Origin of the sequence: Streptomyces sp. NBC_00250 (assembly GCF_036192275.1) — a bacterium.
Lineage (GTDB): Bacteria > Actinomycetota > Actinomycetes > Streptomycetales > Streptomycetaceae > Streptomyces.
Genome location: NZ_CP108088.1, coordinates 121,700 through 144,618 on the forward strand (window position 1 = coordinate 121,700; position 22,919 = coordinate 144,618).

At 72.4% G+C, this 22,919-nt stretch carries 16 protein-coding genes and 1 pseudogene; 9 read left to right on the forward strand and 8 right to left on the reverse strand.

What is annotated here, in order from left to right; all coding sequences use genetic code 11:
• Nucleotides 1-84 precede the first annotated feature (84 nt).
• From OG259_RS00575 to OG259_RS00600, 6 genes are all read left to right on the forward strand, one after another.
• Complete coding sequence (locus OG259_RS00575) at nt 85-3,564, forward strand: WD40 repeat domain-containing protein (RefSeq protein ID WP_328940337.1); 3,480 nt, start codon at nt 85-87, stop codon at nt 3,562-3,564.
• Between the two features lie 305 nt (nt 3,565-3,869).
• Entirely contained in the window at nt 3,870-5,492 is a 1,623-nt protein-coding gene (locus OG259_RS00580; RefSeq protein ID WP_328940338.1) for a hypothetical protein, read from the forward strand.
• Complete coding sequence (locus OG259_RS00585; protein ID WP_328940339.1) at nt 5,468-6,985, forward strand: hypothetical protein; 1,518 nt, start codon at nt 5,468-5,470, stop codon at nt 6,983-6,985. The genes OG259_RS00580 and OG259_RS00585 overlap by 25 nt, the downstream gene beginning before the upstream one ends.
• A complete protein-coding gene (locus OG259_RS00590; protein WP_328940340.1) occupies nt 6,982-8,400 on the forward strand; it encodes a hypothetical protein in 1,419 nt (472 codons plus the stop codon). The genes OG259_RS00585 and OG259_RS00590 overlap by 4 nt, the downstream gene beginning before the upstream one ends.
• Before the next feature lie 59 nt (nt 8,401-8,459).
• A complete protein-coding gene (locus OG259_RS00595) occupies nt 8,460-9,074 on the forward strand; it encodes an SLATT domain-containing protein (RefSeq protein ID WP_328940341.1) in 615 nt (204 codons plus the stop codon).
• 257 nt (nt 9,075-9,331) lie between these two features.
• Nucleotides 9,332-10,525 (forward strand): hypothetical protein, encoded by a 1,194-nt coding sequence (locus OG259_RS00600; RefSeq protein ID WP_328940342.1) that lies wholly within the window; start codon nt 9,332-9,334, stop codon nt 10,523-10,525.
• A gap of 129 nt (nt 10,526-10,654) precedes the next feature.
• Here the strand turns inward: OG259_RS00600 and xdhC are convergent, their stop codons facing one another.
• From xdhC to OG259_RS00615, 3 genes are read right to left on the reverse strand one after another with little or no spacing between them, the layout of a single operon-like run.
• Nucleotides 10,655-11,464 carry a xanthine dehydrogenase accessory protein XdhC gene (xdhC, locus tag OG259_RS00605; protein ID WP_328946953.1) on the reverse strand — a complete coding sequence of 270 codons (810 nt, stop codon included), beginning with the start codon at nt 11,462-11,464 and terminating at the stop codon, nt 10,655-10,657.
• 1 nt (nt 11,465) lies between these two features.
• Nucleotides 11,466-13,892 (reverse strand): xanthine dehydrogenase molybdopterin binding subunit, encoded by a 2,427-nt coding sequence (xdhB, locus tag OG259_RS00610; protein WP_328940343.1) that lies wholly within the window; start codon nt 13,890-13,892, stop codon nt 11,466-11,468.
• Nucleotides 13,889-15,430 (reverse strand): xanthine dehydrogenase small subunit, encoded by a 1,542-nt coding sequence (locus OG259_RS00615; RefSeq protein ID WP_328940344.1) that lies wholly within the window; start codon nt 15,428-15,430, stop codon nt 13,889-13,891. The genes xdhB and OG259_RS00615 overlap by 4 nt, the downstream gene beginning before the upstream one ends.
• A 656-nt stretch (nt 15,431-16,086) precedes the next feature.
• Between OG259_RS00615 and OG259_RS00620 the strand changes: the two genes are divergently transcribed.
• Nucleotides 16,087-17,208: a PI-PLC domain-containing protein gene (locus OG259_RS00620; RefSeq protein ID WP_328940345.1), complete on the forward strand. Its 1,122-nt coding sequence runs from the start codon at nt 16,087-16,089 to the stop codon at nt 17,206-17,208.
• Between the two features lie 159 nt (nt 17,209-17,367).
• On the opposite strand, the gene OG259_RS00625 is transcribed toward OG259_RS00620, so the two are convergent.
• Nucleotides 17,368-18,978: an FAD-binding oxidoreductase gene (locus tag OG259_RS00625; RefSeq protein WP_328940346.1), complete on the reverse strand. Its 1,611-nt coding sequence runs from the start codon at nt 18,976-18,978 to the stop codon at nt 17,368-17,370.
• Nucleotides 18,979-19,042: 64 nt separating this feature from the next.
• On the opposite strand from OG259_RS00625, the gene OG259_RS00630 reads away from it, so the two are divergent.
• Nucleotides 19,043-19,678, forward strand: coding sequence for a TetR/AcrR family transcriptional regulator (locus tag OG259_RS00630; protein WP_328940347.1), 636 nt, complete (start codon nt 19,043-19,045; stop codon nt 19,676-19,678).
• Nucleotides 19,679-19,843: 165 nt separating this feature from the next.
• Here the strand turns inward: OG259_RS00630 and OG259_RS00635 are convergent, their stop codons facing one another.
• Together OG259_RS00635 and OG259_RS00640 are read right to left on the reverse strand one after the other, a co-directional pair.
• Entirely contained in the window at nt 19,844-20,164 is a 321-nt protein-coding gene (locus OG259_RS00635; protein ID WP_328940348.1) for a hypothetical protein, read from the reverse strand.
• 222 nt (nt 20,165-20,386) lie between these two features.
• Nucleotides 20,387-20,635 (reverse strand): annotated as a pseudogene (locus OG259_RS00640) (IS5/IS1182 family transposase); the annotation flags it as partial.
• A 92-nt stretch (nt 20,636-20,727) separates the two neighbouring features.
• Here OG259_RS00640 and OG259_RS00645 point away from each other — a divergent pair.
• Nucleotides 20,728-21,231: a hypothetical protein gene (locus OG259_RS00645; RefSeq protein WP_328940349.1), complete on the forward strand. Its 504-nt coding sequence runs from the start codon at nt 20,728-20,730 to the stop codon at nt 21,229-21,231.
• 22 nt (nt 21,232-21,253) lie between these two features.
• Here the strand turns inward: OG259_RS00645 and OG259_RS00650 are convergent, their stop codons facing one another.
• A complete protein-coding gene (locus OG259_RS00650; RefSeq protein ID WP_328940350.1) occupies nt 21,254-21,676 on the reverse strand; it encodes a hypothetical protein in 423 nt (140 codons plus the stop codon).
• Nucleotides 21,677-21,999: 323 nt separating this feature from the next.
• Nucleotides 22,000-22,518 (reverse strand): hypothetical protein, encoded by a 519-nt coding sequence (locus OG259_RS00655; RefSeq protein WP_328940351.1) that lies wholly within the window; start codon nt 22,516-22,518, stop codon nt 22,000-22,002.
• Nucleotides 22,519-22,919: the final 401 nt, after the last annotated feature.

Below are 22,919 nucleotides of genomic sequence, written 5' to 3' on the forward strand. Positions count from 1 at the left end.
GTGCGAGGGCGTTCCCGGTGTCACTATGTCCTCCTGGACCGGCGGTGGCACCACTCCGCGGGTCGGGCACGAGGGGGAATGGCGATGGCTGACGGGCTGTCCGCACCACTGGACGTCGGCGCCCTGGTCAGCGGGCCGAGGCTGTCGATGGGCCATGACCGGGCCCTCGCCCGGCAAACGCTCCTCTCTGCCGCGCAGCCCGCGCTCGGGTACCTGCGTGCGCGGGTGGCCGCCGAGGACGTGGCCTCCCTCCGTGTCCTCCGGGACGGAAGGACGCAGCTGCACGCGCTCCTGACGCCCCGAGCGGCGGCACGGACCTGTGTCCTCGCACTGGCGGACGATCCGCCGTACCGCCCGGCGAGAGAGTCGGAACCGGGCGTCTCCCAGGCGCTGCGGGCCTCCGCCGCGATGGGTCTCGCCATGGTCGACGATGCCGACCGTGCCTCGCAGGAGCTCGCCACCGGTGCGCGCTGGCTGCGGCACTCCTGGGCACAGTTACCCTCCCCCGACGGGCCGGCGTCCGGTCTGCTCGACCGCTTCCTGTCCGGCCCCGCCCCGCGCGCGGCGGTCGGGCACCAGGCACGGATCCGGCGCCTGATCGAGGGGCTCGGTGCGGAGGACCGGGACCTGGCGCTACCCCTCCTGCTCTGGCTGCTGACACTCGACGGCGCCCTGCCCGAACCGGAGCCCGTGGCGTCGGCGAGCGTGCTCTTCGACGGCGGGAACATCGGGGTGCGCGGCACGCTGAGCGTGACCTTGTTACCGGAGGGACCGCCCGCGCTCGTTCCGGACCCCCGCACCATGTCGGGTTTCCGCGCCGACGAGAAGTTCCACGACTCCCTGCGGAACGCCTGGACGGCAGCGAACGATGGAATCGGCGGAACCGTCCTCTGGTCGCTCACCGACGACGAGGGCGTCACCGCGATGGCAGCCGATCCCTCGCTGGGCTGCGCCTTCGCCGTTCTCCTGGACGAGGTCCGGCGGCAGAGCAGGGGTCGCCTACGGCGTTTCGTGACCGTCCGGAGGCTCAACCCGCGGACCGCGCTGGTCGGCGCGCTCGACGGGACCGCCGAAGGCCGGCTGACCGGCGTCGGCGGCTACGACAAGAAGCTCCGCGTCGCCGACAACGGCCAGACCGTCATCCTCCCCGAGGGGGACCTGCCGAAGGCCCGGGAGGTGTGGAAGGACGACCGGGCAGCCCGGCTGAAGGGCGTCGATACCGTCCCCGACGCCGCGAAGGCCGCCCGCACGGTCGACATGCACGTCCTCGTGCGGTCCGGGGCATCGGTCATCGGCATCCTGATCGCCCTGGTCATGGTCGGCGGTGCGGCCGCGTACGGGCTCTGGGACCGCGGCGAGGAGCGCGCGCGCCGGGCGCTGGCCGCCGACCTCGTCACCGAGGCCCTGACACGGCGCGCCACCGAGCCCAGGCTGGCGGGACTCCTCGCACTGGCCGGGAAGCGGATCGACTCCGGCACTCCCAACGCCGAGCAGGCCATGCGGGACGTCCTGGAGACCAACTCCGGTCTGCGGATCGCCTGGAAGGCGAGCCCCGGCACCGTCGACAGCATCGCCGTCGACGACGAACGGAACCGGGTGTACACCACCGGGGACGACCCCTACCTCAAGGCGTGGGACCTCCGGACCGGCAAGGCTCTGGGCAGGATCCCGGCCGAGGTCGGCCGCCTGGTGTACAGCGCACCGGCGGGGCTGCTCGCCGCCGAGGCCGAGGACGGGATCCACCTCTACTCGGCGCAGGGCGCCGTGCCCGCGCCCCTCGGAACCCTTCCGGAGCCGAGCTGCGCGGCCCCGGGCACGTACCGGGTGGCGACCGCGTTCACCGAGCCCGGGAACCGACTGATCGAGGTGTTCAACGACGGCACCATCGCCCAGTTCGACGTGCTCACGCGAGAGGAGTCCGACTGCCGGCGGGCCGGACCCGGGGGTGCCCCGCAGGCCCGTTGGCGGGTCCTCGACGCCGCGGTCGCGCGGGCCCCGTGGGCCTCCGGCCAACTGCCGGGCGAGGAGCGGGCAGTCCTCCTCCTCGACGAGAACCGGGTGGTCTCCGTCGGCCTGGACACCCACAAGGTCGCGTCCGAGATCAAGGACGAGGACATCCCGGGACAGGCCTTCGCCGTCGGGGCCAACGACGCGCTCGTGGTGCTCGCCACCCCGCGCGGGGTGTTCGCCTGGGACCGGCAGCGTGGGCGCCCGCTCGACTACCCAGTCGGCGGACTGGCCGATCCCCCGAAGGCCATGATCGAACACAACGGAAGCGTCGTCATCGCGGGCGACGGAGGCACCGCGCTGGTCCCGCTGGGCACCGGGGGCGACGCGGCCACGAGCCGGGGAATGGAACGGCCCCGCGGCGGAGCGGCGAGCGCCGCCGCTGTCGGCGACCGGTTCACCGTCGTCGCGGCCGGCCGGGACGGCTGGATCGGCGTGCTGGACCGCCGCCCGGGGCCGCTCGGCCTGCTGCCCGGCGGGGCGTCGAGCGCCGCCAGTTTCGCAACGGACGGATCGCTGCTGCTCAGCAGCGTCAGCGGGAAACTCTCCTACGGTCTCCGTCAGGTGCGCCCTCAGCCGCTCGCCTACCAGCAGAACCCGGCGATGTCGGAATACCCGGCCCTCGTGACGTTCGATTCGGCGGGCCAGTTCATCAACGACGCGGCCTCCTCCCCCACGTACGTGGCCTCGGCCGGACAGTTCAAGGGGGCCGCCAAGATCGTCGTATGGCGCAAGGACGGGACCTTGTTACGTGACCTGGAACCACCCGGCGCCGACCAGGGCACCCCCTCCAGCGCCCACCGCATCGCCGTCGGCGTCGGGTTCGTGCCGGGCGAGGACCTGCTCGTGGCACGGCACGTCGACGGCCCCCTGTACCTGTGGTCCACCCGTACGTGGAAGCCGTTGGGCGCCATCCCGCTCGGCGCGAGCGAAGGCCTCGGGTTCACCCTGCACGAGAGCCGGCCGCTCGCCCTCGCCCTGGAGCGGGCCGGTGCCGACGACGCCCGTCTCGTCCTCGTGGACCTGCACAAACGCACCACCAAGGCGGTCGCCGCCCCGCGGGTCCTCCGGTTCGCCTGGAGCCGGGACGGGTCGCGGGTGGCCCTCCTCGGCCTCGACAACACCGTGCGGTTCCTCGACGCCGACCTTCGCGAGACCGGCCGACCGCTGCACCTCACCGGCGCCGTGACCACGCCGTCCTCGATCGCGCTGTCGCCCGACGGCGGTCGGGTCGCGGTCGGGTACGCCGACCGGGTCACCGTACGCGACACGTCCACCGGCGACCTCGCCCTGCCCGAGCTGCGGGTCTCCGGCACGGACGAGATCCTTCACCTGCGCTGGTCGCCGACCGGCGAGGTGCTGGCAGGAATCACCCGGTCCCCGCGCGGCCGCGAAGGCGACCGGCCCGCCGGACCGGTCGAGTTGTGGCGGGTGGGCGCCATCGACTGGGGCGAGGTGCTGTGCCAATGGACCGGCTCCGGGCTCACCCCCGAGGAATGGCTAGACCTCGTCGGCCCCACCGAGCCCTACATCGATCTCTGCGCCGAGAAGAAATGAGGGCCGCCACCATGCCATGGGTCCGTCTCCCCGGTCTCCTTCCCGCCCGCCTGTCGGGCGCGGGAGGGTCACCCGAGGCACCACCAGCCCGGCAGGCCGGACCGGCACCGGGGCCCGCACAGCCCTCGGCCCGCCCGTACGACGGGGGGCCGCCGTGCGAGGCCGCGGCGGCCCCACGACGTGCGGGCGGGGCGGGCGCACGAGGTGGGGGTGGGGCGGGCGCACGGCGTGCGGGCGGGGCGGGTCCGTCCTCGGGCCTCGGGCACCGGACCGGTCGCCGGGCGGCGGCCCTCCTCCTCGCGGGGATGATCGCCGCTGTGGGCTGCACAGCCACCGACGACGGCGCCGCCCCGGCCGGGACCCGCCCGCCCACCGGCGCCGCCGGGTCCGGGCCGGACCGGACCCGCCCGGTCCTCGCCTTCGTCCAGCCCGAGAAGCGGGCCGTGATGCTGGCCGACGCGGCAGGTCGTACCTGGCGCGCCGCGCCGACCGACGCCGCGCCCCCGCCCTCCGAGGTCGTGTGGTCGCCCGACGCGCGCCGCCTGGCCTGGCTCGACGAGGCGAACGCGAGCGGCACCGGCGAGATCCACATCTACGACGTGGCCAAGGGCACCGTGCACTCCGAGCCCTGCCCCTGCCATGGTGTCGGTTTCCTCGGCCGGGACGTGGCGACCCTGGCCGCGGACGGCACCTCCCTCGCGCTCTTCCCACCGGGCTACCCCGCCGAGCGCGCGCATCGCGTCACGCTCGGCAAGGCGCAGGGGGCGTACGCCCAGCTCGCCGTCGGCGGGCCCGACGACGTCATCGTCTTCGCCGTGCTGCCCGAGGGCCCGGGCGTCACCCGCGGCCAGGGCACCGTGTCCGCCGTCGACCGGCGCGGCACGGTCCGCGGACTCCTGCCGCCGACGAAGCCCACCACGTTCAGAGACGCCCTGCGGGCCCCCGACGGCAAGGCTCTCGCCTGGGGCACCTCCGACAGTGGCGGTGCCTGCTGGACGAGGTCGACCCTGCTCACCCACTCCGGCGCCACCGCCGAGGAGCCCGTACGGCACCTGCCGGACGATGCCGCCTTCCGGCGGGCCCTGATCGGTGACCGGCAACGCTCCCTCGGCTCCTTCGCCCGGGCCGGCGACGGACTCACCGTCACCTACGGCCCTCTCGCGAGCTGCCAGGTCATCGGCCCCGAGCGGTTCGTCTCCTACTACGTGCGGGGCGGGGTCCACACCTTCCTCGGCACCGGCCTGCTCGGGATCGCGCTCGGCGGGGACGGGCGCGTGGCCAGACTCGCCATGGACGTGTCGTCCACCGGCCTCGCCCGGGCGCAGTCCGGCGTCGCCGGATACACCGGGACCCTGACCCTGAGCTCGGGCGGCCGGGAACAGACGCTGGGGAAGGGGGTGTCCGCCTTCGCCTTCACCCCCGCCGAGAGCACCGCGGCCCAGCCGCCCGCCGCTGCCCCGCAGCCCCCGGGCGCTGCCGTGACCACCGTGGACGACCACGGCGCGCGACTGCCCGAGGCCGTGGTCCGGCTGGCCCGTCAGATCGAGGAGGCGGCCGCACGCGGGGACACCGAGCGGCTCGTCGCCCTGTGCGGGACCTGCCGGCCGGGGGTGCACCAGTGGATCCGCGGGAAGGACGGTGCGGCGGCCGTCCTGCGAGCCATCCGCGCGCACCCCGGGCGCAACGGCACGGAGGGGCTGATGTACCCCGCGCTGGGCAGTTGCGTGGACCAGCCCGAACAGGACATCACCTGTACACCGCAGCAGCTCGAGGACGTCGCCCTGCTCGGCCTGCGGCCCGACGAGGGGAACGTCGACTACGGCGGCGTCGTCTACGACAGCTGGAGCGGCGGCGCCGCGATGGTCCCGCTCCTCGTACGGACCGACGCGAAGGGGGCGGCAGTGTGGACAGGCCTGGCGGCGGGATGAGCGACCCGACGGTGACGGACTCCGCCGCGGTTCCGACGCCGAGGAAGTACGGGGAGGAAGAGACCGCGGGCCGGGAGCGGAAGGCGGGCGGTTCGATGCGGGAAGCGGGCGTCCCGATGCGAGAGGCGGGCAGCCTGATACGTGACGCAGGCGGCCTGATGCGGGAGGCCGGGGTCCCGGAGCGGGAAGTCGGGGACCCTGAGGGGCAGGCCCGGGGTGACTCTCGGCGGCCGGGCGGCGGCCCCATCATGACCGGCGACCTCTTGGGCGGCCGTCGGGTGCTCGGCTTCGGACATGTCGAGGGGGCCGCGCCCTCCGCCGACTCCAGGTACTCCGCGTCCGCCGCCTCCTCCGCGAGCGGCGCCGAAGAAGCCGGCGCCCGCTTCGCGGACCGGCTGCTGCTCGACGGCGACCAGCACGCCGACGGACCGCCCGCACGGAGCGCCGACCCCGCCGACCATCCCACGCTGGAACGGGCGGGACCTCCCCCGTACCACCAGCTCGACGACCGGCACGTGCACCACGCGGACGACCTCGCCCCCGGTCTGGTCACCGCCTTCGAAAGGCTGCTGTACGGGCCGGACGCCGCCGGCTACCTCGGCGTCCTCGTCGACCGGCTCACCGCCGACGGCCACAGCGTCTGGCTGGCCGGTGGAGTGCCGCGCGACCTGGTGACGGGGGCCGTCTCCGACACGGCAAGCATCGAGGGGACGGCAGGCGTCCCCGACCCGCCACACGACCCGCGGACCGAAGCCGCCCCCGCCACGGCACACGACCTGGATGCGACCGGCACTGCACCGGCCGGCGCCTTCCTCACCATCGTCGACGAGGTGCTGCTCCTCGACGGCGACAGCGCGGAACTCCCCCGGCTCTTCAGCCCGCGCTCCCTCGTCTGCTCCGTGCTCGCCGTCCGCCGCGACCGGCGGACCCTGGAGTACCGGGGTCTCGGCCTCACCGGCATGCCGTATCCGGCGACCGGGACCGACCTGCTCCAGGACGCCCGGCAGCGCGACCTCACGGTCAACACCCTGCTGTACGACCCCGTACGGCGGCTCGTCCTCGACCCGCTGGGGCGGGCCCTCACCGATCTCGGACACCACGCCGAGGCCACACCACGTCCACTCCGGCTCGCCCTGCCGGGAACCCCGGAGCGGCCCGACGTCTGCGCCGAACTCCTGCTGCGGGCAGCCAAGTTCCGGATCCGCTGGGACGCCCGGGCCGGCCTGGACGACACCGCGCTGGGGGCCTGGGCCGCCGACCTGCCCGCGGACCTCGCCGCGCGGCTCGACGGCGGCCCGGAGGGGTTGCCGCGGCTCGCGGGCCTGTGGGAGGCGTGGGTGCCGGGAGGGCCGACGGCCGCCCAGGCGGAGTCGCTCCGCGCATACGGACCGGCCATGTCCGGCCTTCTCGACCGGCTGGCCGCACCGACGCGACAGGAGAACCCCGGGCACCCGGCCGAACGGGCCCGTCCCGACGAGAGGGGCACGTGGTGACCGGAGCCGACGCCCTCCCCGCGCACCGTCCCCTGAGCGGCTGGGTCGCCCGGGTCGAGCCGGGCGGCACCCCCGGTGCACCCGGTCGGCTCGGCCCCATCAACGACGGCGACGAGCGCGCCGACGCCAGAACGGCTGCGCGTTTTCGCGCTCCCGGCTGGACCCGGGTCGACGCAGCCGTACGGCGGCCGACCGGTGTCCCCGTACGGGCGCTCGCCCTGCGGGCACCGAACGGGGCCCTCGTGGTCGAGCTCGACGACCGGGGCGCCCCCGTGGAAGTCTCGACGGACGGCGCGGAACTCGTCGCACTGCTTGAGGAACAGTGGGCCGACGTCCCCGCCGACCCCGCGACCGTGGACCGGCTCGCCGGCGAGAGCCTGGAGCTGCGGTACTTCCTGCTGCACCGTCTCGCACTGGAGACGGCGGCGCCGGCCGCCCTCTTCCACTGTCTGCCGTGGCACCGGGTCGAGGCCGCCGCCCACGCGGCGGCCGACCTCCTCGCCGGACCCGAGCCCGGACACGCAGCCGAACCCGGACACCCGCCCCGTACAGGACAGGAGCCGCGCCCCGCTCCGTACGGTGAACTGCGCCATTGGTTCACCCCGGCCGCAACCTCGCTCGCGGGACCCCTTTCGGTCCTGGAGGCCGGGCTCCGCACCGTACGCCCCGGTCCTTGGTTCGGCCGGGAGGCGTCGGCCCTGCTCACCGGGCTCCTCGCGGTGGATCCGGAGCGGCTGCCCACGTCGGCCCGCGGCGCACTGGCCGGACTCGCTCTGCGGATCGGGGCGAGCCCCGCCCTCCACCACAGTGCGCGGCTCTCCGCCGCCCGGCTGACCGCCCCGGAGCCCGGTGCCGAGGCCGAAGACCTCGCGCTCACCGCCCGGATGGACTCCACCTTCGTCCTTCGCGCCGCCGACGGGGAGGACGACGAGCCGGCGGCCGCGCAGCTCGGGCGGGGGCCCGTCGAGGCCGAGGTGACCGTCACGCGCGCTGGACGGGTGACCGTCGAGATGGAGATCGACATCGTCGCGGCGGAGGCGGCCGCGACCGGTGGCGGGCGAGCGCCGGACGCCGCTGAGGGCCCTCCGTGTCAGCCCGTGCTGCTCGGGCCGGCGGGCGAGGCCGCCGGAGCGCCGGGAGGTGAGCGGTACTGGATGGTGCTCGACGATGTCGGCCCGGTGCTCCACGGACGGATCGCCGCCCCCGCTCCGGCCGGGCAGTTCGACGTGGACCTGGACGGGCCACCGGTGCCGTTGCTCTTCCTCGACCGGGTGTCTCCGGCGAAGCTGCTCGCCTCGCTGCGGGCCAACGAACGGATCGGCCCGGCCCGTTGGCACGAGCTGGTCGACGGGTTGCCACCCCGTCATCCCGCGCACGCCGCCCTGACCGCGTACGAGGAGGAACTCCCCACGTAGAACACGTAGAAGCGGACGTTCCGACCCCTCGACGTACCCGGCCCGGCTACCGTGGGCGGGTGGACGCCACACCGACCGCCGCAGCATCGCACCCGGCAGCCCCCGCCTCGACCCCCGTCCCGGACGCCCCTCCGGGCGGGGCGTCGGAGACCGGTGCCGACGGCGAGGCGAACCGCCGCCGGGCCCTCGACGCGGAGTTCCGCCGTCTGGAGGAGAGCGCCATGTGGAGCGCGCAGTGCCAGTTCGAAGAGGGCAAGCGCTGGCGGGCGACGCACTGGGCTCTCGGCCTCCCCGCGACCCTGCTGGCCGCCATCGCGGGGACGACCGCGCTCGTGGAGTCCACGGGCGCGACCGCCGCCGGCATCCTGGCGCTGCTGTCGGCCGGCCTGGGCGCGGTCCTCACCACGGTGAACGCGCCCCAGCGGGCGAGTCAGGCCGTCGCCGCGGCGAACGTCTACCTGTCGATTCAGACGGCGGCCCGACAGCACCGCGAGATCGACCTGCCGGCCTGGACCACCGTCGAGGCCCGCGAGGCCCTGGCCGCGTTGACCACCCGCCGCGACGAACAGAATGCCGGCGCCGACCCGCCCAGCCGCCGCGCCTACCGCAAGGCACGCGCCAACCTCAACGCCGGAGGCCAGACCTACACGGTCGACGGCCCCGCACCACTCTGACCGGATCCCGGTGGTGCACGATCCCCGACAGCGCCGGAACACAGCCGGCGTACGGCCACCCGTGGCCCTTCGATCTCTCTGCGACGATCAGCCGACGCCACGTGGAGGACGAGCAGAGGCCCCGACGACGCCCCGGCTCCCCCCTGTCAGGGACTCCTGGGCACGGCTAGAGTCATCGGGCGCGGAGGGGGTACGGCTTCCCTCGCTCGGGCTGCGCACCATACTGGTCGGGCCCTGATCGCCCACCGAACGGTTCCATGGACAAGAACAGCACTGCATCGACCACCGTCCCCGACACCGCCTGGCTCGGGCGTGGACGCCACATCGGGCCCGAGCCCGAGCGGGACGTCCGGCGCAACCTGCTCGCCCTCAAGGCGGCCCAGGTGATCGACGAATTCCTGGACCTCGACCCCGTCGAGGCGGCGCGTTCCAGCGACCTGTACCCCCGGGACGAGTCCGCCGACCCCGGCCCGTCCGCCCGCCGCCTCTTCGAGGCCCGCTGGCGCGTGGCCGACGGCGTCACGGTACGCGCGCAACTGACCACCTACGAGACCGAGTCCCGCCGTACGAAGAGCGCAGGTGTCGACTGGGTCCTCGCCGCCGAGGCCGAGCGGGCGTGGGAAGCGGGCTGGCCCTCGCCTGCCACCGTGTTCTGGCCCGACAGCGACCAGATCGCGTGGGACCACGAGACGGTGGACGGCGTGCGCCTGCGAGCGGCGAACCACCTGCCCAAGGACGACGACGAGTTGCGCCGCCTGCTGCGGTCCTGCACCCGGCAGAGCTGGTTCATCCATGTCGTGGTCCACGAGGCGATGACGCCGGACACCCTGGGCCGTCGGCCGATCACCGCGTTCCTGCCGCCGAGCCTGCGGCACCGGGTGGTCGAACACCGGGCCACTCCGGACCAGGCACTGATCGCCGACTTCGTGATGAAGCGTGAGCTGGGTGTGGGGATTCCGCGCGGCGGCGCTGTCATTCTGCCCCCGACACCGCAGACCGTCGATTACGACGCGGAACGCTTCACGGTACGCAATGTCTTCCTGGACGGCACGGAACCCACGCAACTCCTGGACAAGATCACGGAGTTCGCCTCACGGCCCCAGCCGCTGCCGGCCGAGGCCGAACAGGCACTGACACGGCTGCGTCAAGGCTGGCACCTGCTCACCCCCGCCGAGGAGCTGGACCACGCACGGGCCATGGTCACCAGGTACGCCAAGGCACTCGAAGCCATGACGGCGTCCTGCGACCTGTACCGGGAGGCCGCCGAGTCGGCGCTCGACGCCCTCGCCGAGGCGACCGGCGGCGAGGGCGTCCCCCGGACGTCATCGCCGGCGACGGCCAAGGAGGACTCTTCACCATGGAAGACCCTCACGAAGACACTCACCCGCTTCCGGGGGTCGAACCCCCAAACGCCGGATTCGGAGGTCCAGCAGCGCCCCCACAGCCGATGAAGTACGGGGCAGCCGACACCACGTCACCGACGGGGGCGGCGAATCCCCCGCGGCGACAATGTGCGATTTCACGCTGTCTTCGGAGAACGTCGCATCGTCGAACCGTGCCTCGTCGGCCCAGTGGGCGCATCAGCTCCCCTCGGTTTCGAAGGTGCGCAGCAGATCGGCGGCGACACTCACGGCGATCGTCGCGGGTTCCTTGCCGGTGATGTCGCCGAGCCCGATCGGGGTCTTGATCCGGTCGATCGTGGACTCGGCGTGGCCGCCCTCGGTGACGAGGCGTCTGCGGAAGCGTCCCCATTTGGCCGCCGACCCGATCAGCCCGATCGAGCCGAGATGGGTGGTGCGCAAGGCGGCGTCGCACAGAGCAGCGTCCTCGGCGTGATCATGAGTCATGATCAGGACGTGGGTCCCGTGCGGCAACTCCTCGAGCACGTCCTCGGGCAACAGCGGTGTGTGGTGCACGTGGATCTGGGCCACCGCGTCCGCGAGCACGTCGAGCCGCTGCTCGGTGAGGATGGCGGAGCGGCTGTCGATCAGATGGAGGTCGAGGTCCTGGCGCGCGAGGATGCGCGCCAGTTCCATTCCGACGTGACCGACTCCGAAGACGGCCACCGCTCGTACCACCGGGAGTGGTTCGAGCAGCACCGACACCGTGCCGCCGCAGCATTGCACGCCGTGCTGGTTGGTCACCTTGTCGTTCAGGGCGAAGTCGAGCAGTTCCGGATCGGGTTCGGCCGAGACGATCATCTCCCGGGCCCGGTCGATCGCGACCGCCTCGACGTTGCCGCCACCGATCGAGCCCCATGTCTCGGTCCGCCCCACCACGAGCTTCGCACCGGCGTCACGGGGTGCGTGGCCGCGCACGGCCGCGACGGTCACCAGTACGCCGGGCTCCCGGCGTGCTCGCAGCCTGGTGACCGCGGCGACCCATGTCATGTCAGGCACCGCTCAGCGCTTCTGCCTCGGCGCGGGTCGTGCCGTCGGCCGCCGGCCCGTTGCGGGTGTGGCCGTGCGGGACGTCACCGTTCCGGGAGGCGTCGCTCCGGCGGGCCGCCTGGATCGCCCAGTACACCGCCTCAGGCGTCGCGGGCGACGCCAACTCGACGCTGACCCCGCTCGGACCGAACGCGGCAGCGGCCTGCCGCAGCGCCTCTCGCACCGAGAACGCCAGCATGAGCGGGGGCTCCCCCACCGCCTTGGACCCGTACACGGCGCCCTCTTCGGTGGCGTTCTGCAGCAGCGTGACGTGGAACTCCTCGGGCATCTCCGAGAAGCTGGGCAGCTTGTACGTGCTCGCGGCCTGCGTCAGCAGCCGGCCGCGGTTCGGCCCGTCACCGGCGTCCCAGCGCATGTCCTCGAGCGTCAGCCAGCCCGCGCCCTGCACGAAGCCGCCCTCGACCTGGCCGATGTCGATCATCGGGGACAGGCTGTCGCCGACGTCGTGCACGATGTCCACCCGACGGATGCGGTACGCGCCGGTGAAGCCGTCCACCTCGACCTCCGCCGCGGCGGCGCCGTGGGAGAAGTACTTGAACGGCGAGCCCTGGAACGCCTTCGCGTCCCAGTGCAGACCCTCGGTGCGGTAGAAGCCGGCCGCCGACAGCTGCACTCGCTGGAAGTACGCGGTGCGCACGAGGTCGTCCCAGGCCAGCTCCTGGTCGCTGCCCAGGGTGCGGGCGACGCCCTCGACGATGCGTACGTCCGAGGCGTTCGACCCCAGCCGGGTGGCGGCCACCTGCAGCAGCCGCTCGCGCAGCTGCTCGCAGGCGTTCTTCACCGCGGCGCCGTTGAGGTCCGTGCCCGCGCTCGCGGCCGTGGCCGAGGTGTTGGGCACCTTGTCGGTACGCGTCGGGGCCAGTCGCACCTTGTGGAGCGGGATGCCCAGCGTGGTCGCCGCCACCTGCAGCATCTTGGTGTGGAGGCCCTGTCCCATCTCGGTGCCGCCGTGGTTGATCAGGACCGAGCCGTCCTTGTAGATCAGCACCAGCGCGCCGCCCTGATTGAAGGCGGTGAGGTTGAAGGAGATCCCGAACTTGATGCCGGTCATCGCGAGCGCGCGCTTGGTGTGCGGGTGCGCGGCGTTGAAGGCGGCGATCTCGCGCTTGCGGTCGGCGATGCCCGCGTCGTCCTGGACCTGCTGCCAGACCGCGGAGATCCGTTCGGGCTGGACGACCTGCTGACCGTACGGAGTCGACTGCCCCCGCTGGTAGAAGTTGCGCTCCCTCAGCTCCATCGGATCGAGGCCGAGCAGCGGTGCGCACCGGCCCATGATGTCTTCGATCACCAGCATGCCCTGCGGTCCCCCGAAGCCCCGGAAGGCCGTGTTGGAGACCTTGTTGGTCCTGGCGATGCGACCGGCGATGCGCGCGTTCGGAATCCAGTAGGTGTTGTCGATGTGGCACAGTGCCCGGGCGACCACCGGCTCGGACAGGTCCAGGCTCCAGCCGCCGTCCGCGGTCAGGGTGGCGTCCAGGGCCCGGATGCGGCCGTCCGCGTCGAAGCCGATCTTCCACTGGGCGTGGAACCCGTGCCGCTTGCCGGACATGGTCAGGTCCTGTGTCCGGTTGAGCCGCACCCGGACCGGCCGTCCGGTCAGCTTGGCACCGAGCGCGGCGACGGCCGCGAACCCGTGCGGCTGCATCTCCTTGCCGCCGAAGCCGCCGCCCATCCGGAGGCACTGCACCGTCACCTCGTGGCTGTGCAGCCCGAGCACGTGGGCGACGATCTCCTGGGTCTCGGAGGGGTGCTGCGTGCTGCTCTGGACGAACACCTGCTCGGCCTCGTCGATGTGGGCCAGCGCCGCGTGCGTCTCCAGGTAGAAGTGCTCCTGATCGGAGAACTGGAGCTCTCCCGTGAACACGTGCGCGGAGTCGGCGAAGCCCGCGTCGACGTCGCCGGTCAGCATCACGGGACGGGCGCCGTGAAAGCTGCCGGCCTCGATGGCCTCCCGCAGCGTGACCAGAGAGGGCCGTTCGTCCAGTTCCACCTCGACGGCCGCCGCACCGAGCCGGGCCGCCTCCAGGGTCTCGGCGAGCACCCAGGCGACGGCATGGCCGTGGAACATGACCGTGTCGGGGAACAGCGGCTCGTCGTGCTTCATCCCGGCGTCGTTGACACCGGGCACGTCCGCCGCGGTCAGGACGCGGACCACGCCGGGCACGGTGAGCGCGGGCTCGGTGCGCAGCGCGGTGATCCTGCCGTGGGCCTTCATGACCTGGACCGGGTGGGCGTGCAGGACGTCCTTGGTCCGGTGGACCAGGTCGTCGGTGTAGAGCGCGGCGCCGGTGACGTGCAGCGCGGCGCTCTCGTGCGGCATCGGGACGCCGACGACCGGCTTCTCCGGACGCTGGGACAGTCGACTCATGACGACACCGCCTCGGTGGTCTGCGCGTACGTCTTCAACAGGCTCTGGCCGAGCATCGCGGAGCGGTAGTCGGCGCTGGCTCGGTGATCGTCCATGGGGGTGCCCTCGACCCGCAGCACCTCGGCCGCGGCCTCGACGGTCTCCGCCGTCCACGGCCTGCCCTCCAGGGCCGACTCGGTCGCGAGGGCGCGGATCGGGGTGGCGGCCACGCCTCCCAGGCCGATGCGTGCCTTGCGTACGATCCCGTCCTCGATGTCGAGCGCGAAGGCGGCCGCGACGCTGGAGATGTCGTCGAAGCGCCGCTTGGCGATCTTGTGGAAGGCGGTGACCGGAGACAGCGGCAGCGGGACCCGTACCGTTCGGATCAGCTCGCCGGGACGGCGCACGCTCTGCCGGTAGCCGGTGAAGTAGTCCGCGAGGGGGACCTCGCGCTCACCGTCGGTGTCGGTGAGCACCAGCGATGCCTCCAGCGCGAGCAGTGCCGGCGGGCTGTCACCGATCGGGGAGCCGGTGCCCAGGTTGCCGCCCAGGGTCGCGCCGTTGCGGATGAGCCGGGATGCGAACTGCGGGAACAGATCGGCGAGGAGCGGGACACCGCCGTCGAGGCGCCGCTCGATCTCGGTGAGCGTCAGCGCCGCCCCGATCTCGATGACGTCGGACTCGAACCGCAGCTCCCGCAGTTCGGGAAGACGGTCGACTGCCACCACGCAACCGGCCCGGCGGGAACGGATGTTGACCTCCACGCCCCAGTCGGTGGAGCCGGCGACCACCACCGCTTCGGGGCGCTCGCGCAGCAACCGCAGCGTTTCGGCCAGGGTGTTCCTGCGCAGGAACGAATTGGCGTCCTGTACGTAGTCGGTGGCGACCGGCGCGGGCGGGGACTGCTCTCGGCGCTGGGCGAGAGGGTCCTCGGCGATGGGCGTACCGACGGCGAATGCGGCGTCGCGGATGGGGCGGTAGCCGGTGCAGCGGCACAGGTTCCCGCTCAGCGCGTGCAGGTCGAAGCCGTTCGGACCGTGCTCGTGGTCGTGCTCGTGGTCGGTGCTGTCGCGGTGGCTGTGGCCGCGGGCGGTGTCGACGGTGCTGGTGCGGTGGGCACCGTCCGTCACGCCCTGGGGGGACTCGGCGTTCACACGGCGGTCGGGGCGGTAGTACTCGGCGGCCATGCTGCAGACGAAGCCCGGTGTGCAGTAGCCGCATTGGGAGCCGCCGCGGACCGCCATCTCCTCCTGCACCGGGTGCAGAGTGGGCGCCGTGCCGGGCCTGCCCGCCGTGGCGAGGCCCTCCGAGGTGATGAGCTCCTGACCGTCGAGCGCCGCGGCCGGGACCAGGCAGGCGTTGACCGCCACCCAGTCGGTGGGCTTGTGCACCCCGGGCCGGGCCACGAGCACGGAACAGGCACCGCATTCGCCCTCGGCACAGCCTTCCTTGGTGCCGGTGAGGCCTCGTTCACGCAGGAAGTCCAGCGCCGTGGTGTGGGGCGCGGCGGGAGCGAGGGGTGTTTCCTTCCCGTTGACGGTGATCCGCGCGGCTACCATGACGGGCCTTCGATTCGGTGCGAGATCGGTCGATTCATCATGTTCGCCAATTTTCCGGCAACTTTCTGTGCTCGGGGGGCGCCACGCCACGGAGGCGGGCGCGAAGCGGCACGCGACAGCGATGTGCCGGGGCCGGGGCGGTAGGGGAAGAAGCGGTATGTGCCGCGGAGGGGCACAGCAGAACGGCGTACTGGGCGTACTAGCAGCCGTGCGCGATACGACCCGGAACCCAGACCGTGGTGTGGGCGAGGCGACTCAGATCGGAGCAGGTGTACATCCGCCGGTCGCCTCCTCTCGGTCGCCATGGGTGATCGTTGACCGCAAGCTAATGGCTGACGCCGAGGAGGTCAAGCACGCGCCCTCAGTGCCGCCTCGTACGACCCACGGTCCACCGTAACCACCGACGGCCCGGGACTCCCGGCACGGGGTGTGCCGGGAGTCTTGCGCCAGTCGATTCAAGGGCACACCATGCATGCGACTGACTGGTAGTTCAGTACCACCGGGTTCGCCAGGGGCAGCGGGGCGCCCCGCGAAGGTCGGCCGTGGCACACCGCTCCGCCTATCGACGATGGAGACGGGCGAAGCCTTCACGCCATATCAACTAATAGCCTCACAAACAGGGTTGAATGGAAGGTCGGCGCGCTACGCTCCCCCTCATGCCGACCATGAACATGCCATCCCGGAGCCCCCGTCTCGGCGCGGCCCCGCGGTCCGGACCGTGCTCGGCCGGGACCACGTCCTCGACGAGACCCGTCCGGTTCTCCTTCGTCCTCCTACTCCTGCTGAGCCTTCTCGGGATACCGGCCCTGGCCAGTGCGGCGACGACCCCGCCCGCCCGATCCGTCACGGCCGCCGCCGCCACGGCGAACGGCTCCGCCGTGGCCCAGGCCCAGGCACGCTGGGGCGACCGGCGACTCGACCAGGTCTCCTTCCTCGGAACCCACAACGCGTTCACCAACTACGAGGACTCCCGCTGGAGTTCGGTGGGCCAGTCCGAGTCCATACGCCACCAGCTCGAGAACGGCGTGCGCGGCCTGAGCCTGGACACCCACTGGTACGAGCGCAGCACGTGGCTCTGCGTCATCAGCTTCGGAAGCGACTGCTACCCGAGCGACGTCTACCTCTGCCACGGCGAATGCAAGACCTTCGCCGGGGTCACGTACGCGCTGCCCCGTCAGTCCTTCCAGAGCAGCATGCAGACCGTGGTGGACTTCCTCGCGGCGAACCCCCAGGAGGTGGTGACCATCTTCCTGGAGGACTACGTCAGCGCCCAGCAACTGGGCAACTCACTCGGCCGGGTACCCGGCCTCGCCCAGATGCTCTTCCGGCCGGATGCGTGGAACGTGCGCCAGCAGGGGTGGCCGAGGATGACCGACCTCGTCGGCTCGGGGAAGCGCCTGCTGATCTTCAGCGACGCGCCTGACCGTGAGCACCTGGGGGTCATGTACGACAAGGCCTGGACCGTCAGCAACTTCTGGAGCCTCGGGGACCTCGGCAACGACCTCTCCTGCGTCAGCCGGTGGTCCGACGTACCGCTGGACCGTCAGGAACCGGGCTTCCGGCGGCTCTTCACCATGAGCCACCATCGGAACGTTCCCACGGTCATCAACGCCGCTCTGGACAACGGGGCCAAACTGCGGGACCGCATCAACCAGCAATGCCGCCCGGCGGCCGGCGACCGCGACCCGAACTTCGTCTCGGTCGACTTCCACCGGACATCCGACGGGAGCGGCCACACGCCGGCCTCGATCGTCGCGGAACTGAACGCCCGCGACTGAGACCCCGCCGGCACCTCCCCGCAGCCCGCCAGTCGATGACGACCGGTTCGTCTCCAGGAACACGGTGACGCGGTGACCGACACGCCGGGGCATGCACCAGGACCAGCCCGCCACCGGCCGGGCCGCACACCGCCGCGCGCCTGACGGGGCGAGGACGCCTCAGTCCACCAGCACCCCCGGGTTGAGGATGCCGTAAGGGTCGAGGGCGCCCTTGGCGGCGCGCAGCGCGAGGGCGAACGGCTCCGGCCGCTGGCGGTCGTAGCCCGGCCGGTGGTCGCGGCCGACGGCGTGGTGGTGGGTGATGGTGGCCCGGTGGCGGTGGAGCACCTCCCCCACCACCGCCTTCAGCTCGTCCCAGAAGGCGACCTCGTCCCCCGGGCGGCCCGCGGCGAGCACCGTGAAGTAGGGCGCCGCGCCGTCCGGATAGACGTGCGTGAGACGGCAGTTGACGGTGGCCGGGTGGCCCGAGATCTTGAGCGCCGCCTCGTTGACCGTCCTGCGGACGTCCTCGACGAGGGCGGGGACACGGTCCCAGGTGGCCGCCGTCTCGAAGGTCTCCGCGACGGCACCCATCCGCGCCAGGCCGTCCCGGAGGTAGGGCATGCGCAGGAACGCCGACCGCCACGCGTTCACCGCCCCGTCGACGGGAGCACCGTCCGCACCGGCCCCGGACGGCTCGCGTCGGCCCCCGTGGGAGCGAGCCAGGTCGACGGCCTGTGCGAGCCGGGCGTCGACCGGGGCGTCGGCGGACTCGAAGCCCAGGACGAGGACGGCCGAGCCGTCCCGCGCGGCACCGGCCAGCGCGGCCTCGCCGGAGTCGAGCAGCCGGCAGTTGGCGGGGGCGAGGTCGGACTGCGCGAGGGCGCGGACCGCCCCGAGCGCGGCGGCGAAGTCGTCGAAGGCGAGCGAGGCGGACGCCTTGTGGACCGGGCGGGCCTGGAGCCGTACCCACGCCTCGGTGATGATGCCGAGCGAGCCCTCCGAGCCGAGGAACATCCGGTCCGGCGAGGGACCCGCGCCCGAGGCGGGCAGCCGCCACGACTCCGCGGTGCCGGCCGGGGTGACCACCCGCAGGGACTGGACGAAGTCGTCGATGTGCGTGCGGCCGGTGGCATAGTGGCCGCCGGCCCGGGTCGCGAGCCAGCCGCCGAGGGTGGAGAACTCGAAGCTCTGCGGGAAGTGCCGGAGCGTCAGGCCGTGCGGACGCAGCTGGTTCTCCAGGCTCGGTCCGAGCGTCCCCGCCTGGATGCGGGCGGCCCTGCCCTCGGAGTCGACCTCCAGCACCCGGTCCATCTTGGTCAGGTCGAGGGAGAGCACCGCGCGATGGCGGTCGCCCCGGTACTCGATCCCGCCCACCACCGAGGACCCGCCGCCGAAGGGCACGACGGCGACCCGGTGTTCGCCGGCCCAGTCCAGGAGGTCGGCCACCTCCCGCTCCCCCGTCGGGAACGCGACCAGGTCGGGGATCCGGCCCGGACGACCGCGCAGGGCGCGCGCGATGTCCCGGTACGCCTTGCCCATCGCGTGGGCCGCGCGGTCGCCCGGATCGGTGCTGATCAGCCGCGCCAGGCTCGCGGAGGGCTGGACGGCGGGTGCCCCGATGTCCAGATCGGCGATACGGGGTACGGGGAGCGGTCGGGCCAGGGTTCCGGGCAGCAGGGCGCCCATCGCCACGCACTCGGCGTCGTCGGGGTGGGCGCTCTCCCACCCCCAGCCCCACCAGGACCGAAGGGGGGCGGAAGGGGTCGGCTGCGTCGTCGTGCCGGACATGGGCGCTCCAGAGGCCGCGAGTGAATTTACCAAGGGGTAAATTACTTACTGATAATATCCATGCATGGCAACCCCTCGTTCGAAAGCCGGCACCAAGGGCGTCCCCCAGCACCTGCGCCGGCAGCAGATGCTGGAAGCCGCCACGGAGGAGTTCGGAAGCCGCGGCTACGCAGCCGCCTCCCTGGCCGCCGTCGCGGAACGCGTCGGAGTCACCAAGACGCTGCTGCACCAGTACTTCGGCACCAAGGAAGACCTGTACGTCGCTTGCCTGGCGCCCGTCGGGGACAGCCTGCTCGACACGATCCGCACGGCCATGGGCGAGGAGGGAACGACCCCCCACACTCCCCTGCGGGTGCTCCGCGGCATCTTCGTCGCACTGGAGGGACGCCGGGAGGCGTGGTTCGTCCTCTACGACCGTTCCCTGCCGCCCGGCGGTGAGGCGGCCCGGACGGCGGCGATCTACCGGACGGCCATCGACGCGCTCGCGGCCGACGGCACCATCGAGCTGCTGCGCGCCGCCGGATCCACCGACCCCATGGACGCCGACGTGCTCCGCCACGTCTGGACGGACCTGGTCGGCACCCTCGTCCGCTGGTGGGTCAAGCATCCCGAGGAGACACCGGAGGCCATGACCCGGCGCTGCGCCCGCCTCTTCACCGTCGCCGCCGCACTCACGGTCGACCCCGCGCCCCCGAGCTGACCGGAGGACCGTACGACGGCGAAGCCGGAGGAGCAGGAGGCCGCGGGCGGACTGAGGAGTAGCGACGGCTCATCCGGGACGCCCCCGCCCGGGCAGCGGACTTCGCCCACCCCTTCGCGCGCGGCATGGAAGGGGCCGTCCGCGCCGTGCGGCTCTCTTCACCGGTCACATGCCGGTGATGTCCCTGGCCCGCTGGAGCACGGAGTCGAGCGCGGCAACCCCGCCGTCGCGCCGCCTCGCGCGCGCCGCCCGGTCCTCCGGAACCAACCGTTCGGCGGTTCGCACGGCGTAGGCGTCCGGGTCGCCGAAGGCGGCCCGCGGATGCTCACCCGTCTCCCCGCAGTACGTCGTGACCTCCTTGACCGCCCGGAGCACGACCGCCCGGTCCACGCCCGGCTGCATGGCGAGCCGTACCTGGAAACGCGCCATCCACTTCTCGCGGTCCTTCTCTCCCGCAGCGTCCGTCGTCCGGTCCTTCTTCGCCACGTGTTCTCTCCCGTGTGATCGGCAGCCGTCCGTCATGGAGTGGGACGTCGAGGCGGTCCGGTGAGTTGCCCGAGCGAGACGCCTTCGGGCCGCCGGCGACACCCTGCCCTGGCCCGGAGGCCCGGAATCTCACCTGCTCACGCTTCATCTGGCGTTGACCAAGGGCGAGTTCACGGCGTACCGCGATCTGGCCGCGGGCACCCGCCCGCAGCAGGGCGGGACCGCCACCGTGTGGTCGCGTAGAGGGACCAAGGCTCCATCCACGATGAGCACAGTCTCCTTGCGGAACCGCTTGCGCGGCCGGAGCGCGAGCAGGGGGCCCAGGTGTCTGATGACGCGGTCGGCCGCAGCCTGCGATGCCCCAAGGGACGGGGCAAGCTGACGCAGCGTCAAGTTCGTGCACCCGTACGCCGTGACCGGCAGCACCCGATCCTCCGGCGACAGCCCCCACGGCCTACCCCGCCGCAGGGCGCAGCGCGGTCACCACCTTGGGGCCTCGCTCTGACTGCACAATGCTCAGGGCACCGCTGGGGCCGGCACGAGGATCTGATGAGGAGCAGGGCGTGGGGAGTCTTTTGAGGAGCGTCTCCGGGATCCGCTGGGGAGAACTGCGCGATGCGACAGGGGCTGCCGCTGACGGGATTCCCCCTCTGCTGTCGCGGATCGCCTATGGGGATGAAGCCACGGCCCGCATCGCCATCGATGACCTGGGCGATGCCATCTGTGCGCTGGGATTCGTCGTCGGCGAGGCAACAGCTCCCACGGTCCCCTTCCTTCTCGAACTGGCCGGGTCCCCGCACGTGGCCTGCAAGGCCGAGCTGCTGGACCTGCTGGGAAGCATCTACCAAACCGACCCATGGCACTCCGCCGCTGGGGCGGCCCAGGTCCGTGACCACGACGCTGGTCGCCAGCGGCAATCCGGCTGGGAGGCAGCCGCAAGGACAGCCGTGTACGCAGGCCGGTCAATCATCGAGGGCGTCGCCTCCTCGGTCCGGCCGGAGGACGCGACGCCGGCTCGGAAGTTGCTGCAGGTGATGGACGGCACCCTGCCGCGCCCGAAGTCATGAGCGGCCCCTTGTGGGACAGCGCTCAGTCCGCCGTCACCCCCCAGTAGCCGATCGCCGACGGCTCGCCGTCCTCGTACAGGACGGTGCAACGGCCGAGGCCACGACGAGGGAAGAGCTCGTGGTCGGCCTGCAGGGAAGCCTCCCACTCCGCAACGGTGGGCCTGCCGTGAGGACACCAGGTGTGAAGCTCTTCCTCCGTCACCGGGCGCATGTAGGGGCCGTTTTCGGGCTCCGTCGCATCGACCGTGTGGACCTGGTCCAGGACGGTGGCAGTGCCACCGGTGAAGATGAACTCGGCCCAGTCCTCGCTCTCCCATAGCTCCGTCACGGTGCGGCCCGGGAAGCCGTGGTCGTCCTTGGCCAGTTCCGCCTCCTGGGTCCGGCGGAACGCGACCTCTAGGTCAACGTCGTACGGTCCCGTCTGCCACCAACAATTGCCGCCCATTGATCCGTCTGCCCCTCACTCTCGTGTTCGAGCCGAAGCCTAGACCGGCGCAAGAGCGGAGCGACGGAGAAGCCCAGCTCTCAAGCGGGCTGAGGCCGCCCGTGATCCGGACGATGAAACGTCTCCCAACAGCGCGGTCGACCTGCTTGAGCCCTGTCAGCTCCAGGTACCAGTCGTACGGAGCGAGGCCTGAGCCCAGGGCCTGAGCGGTCTCTCGACCTGACGCGCCAGGAGTGATCGGCCGGTCAGCTCCTCGGTCGTGTATCGAATATGGATCTTGAGAGGCAGCGGTCGTTCGACTGCGAGCCGCCGGTGAGCCAGGGTCAGGGCGCCTCTTTCAGGCGGGTGAGGGTGAAGACCAAGGACTCGACGTGCTCGGGTGAGCCCTCGCTGCCGTCCGAGAAGTCCGCGAACTCCAGGACCACGTCGTCCTTGTCCCTGCGAGCCTTCACCTTCTCGCCGAGGCCGACCGCCCAGCCGCCCTGCATGGAGTACTCCCGGGACAGAGCCTCCTTGGCGGGCTCCGGAACCGACGGGATGCGGTAGGGCTCCGCGCCCTCACTGTCGACGCCGTCCATGGTGACCGTGAGGCGGGAGGCGTCGTACTCCCACCGGCCCGAGAGTCCCAACCGGGTCTCCGACCACTGTCCGTCGCTGGTGATGGTCAGGATCCCTTCGATGCCCGTGTTGGTCGTGAACCTCCAGGAGCCCTCGGCGAACGCGGTGACCGCCTTCTCCACCGGACTCCCGCACCCCGACACCGCGGAAGCGGCGATCCCCGCCAGCAGGTACCGGAGTGCTGCCCGACGGCCCACTAAGCCGACCAGATCACGCTTCCTCATACGATCCTCCCCCTCCCGGGCCCCGTTCGGGACGCCAGGCTCATCTGACAGCCAGAGGCGCAAGACTGCGCCGCTCTGCCGGCGCTGACAAGACCCGACGTGCGGGCCGCCCTCCGGTTGCCGCCCGAGGCGATGCCCGCACTCGACCGCGTGGCGCTCGCGATAGTCGGCCGGGTCGCAATGCGGCGGTCGGCCGCCACGGCAACCTGGTTTTCCGCGGTTGCGCGCTTGGTCGGCCTTGTCCGGGATGGTGCAGCGGATCCCGGGGCGGCGCAGCTAGGCGCGGTGGCGCACCGTGGAGTCGACGCTCAGGTCCCACGTGAACCCACCGTTCTTGACGCTGCGTGGGCGGTGATCGCGCCGCTGCCGCCGCCCGTGGGCCCCACGATTCCCGGTTCGGA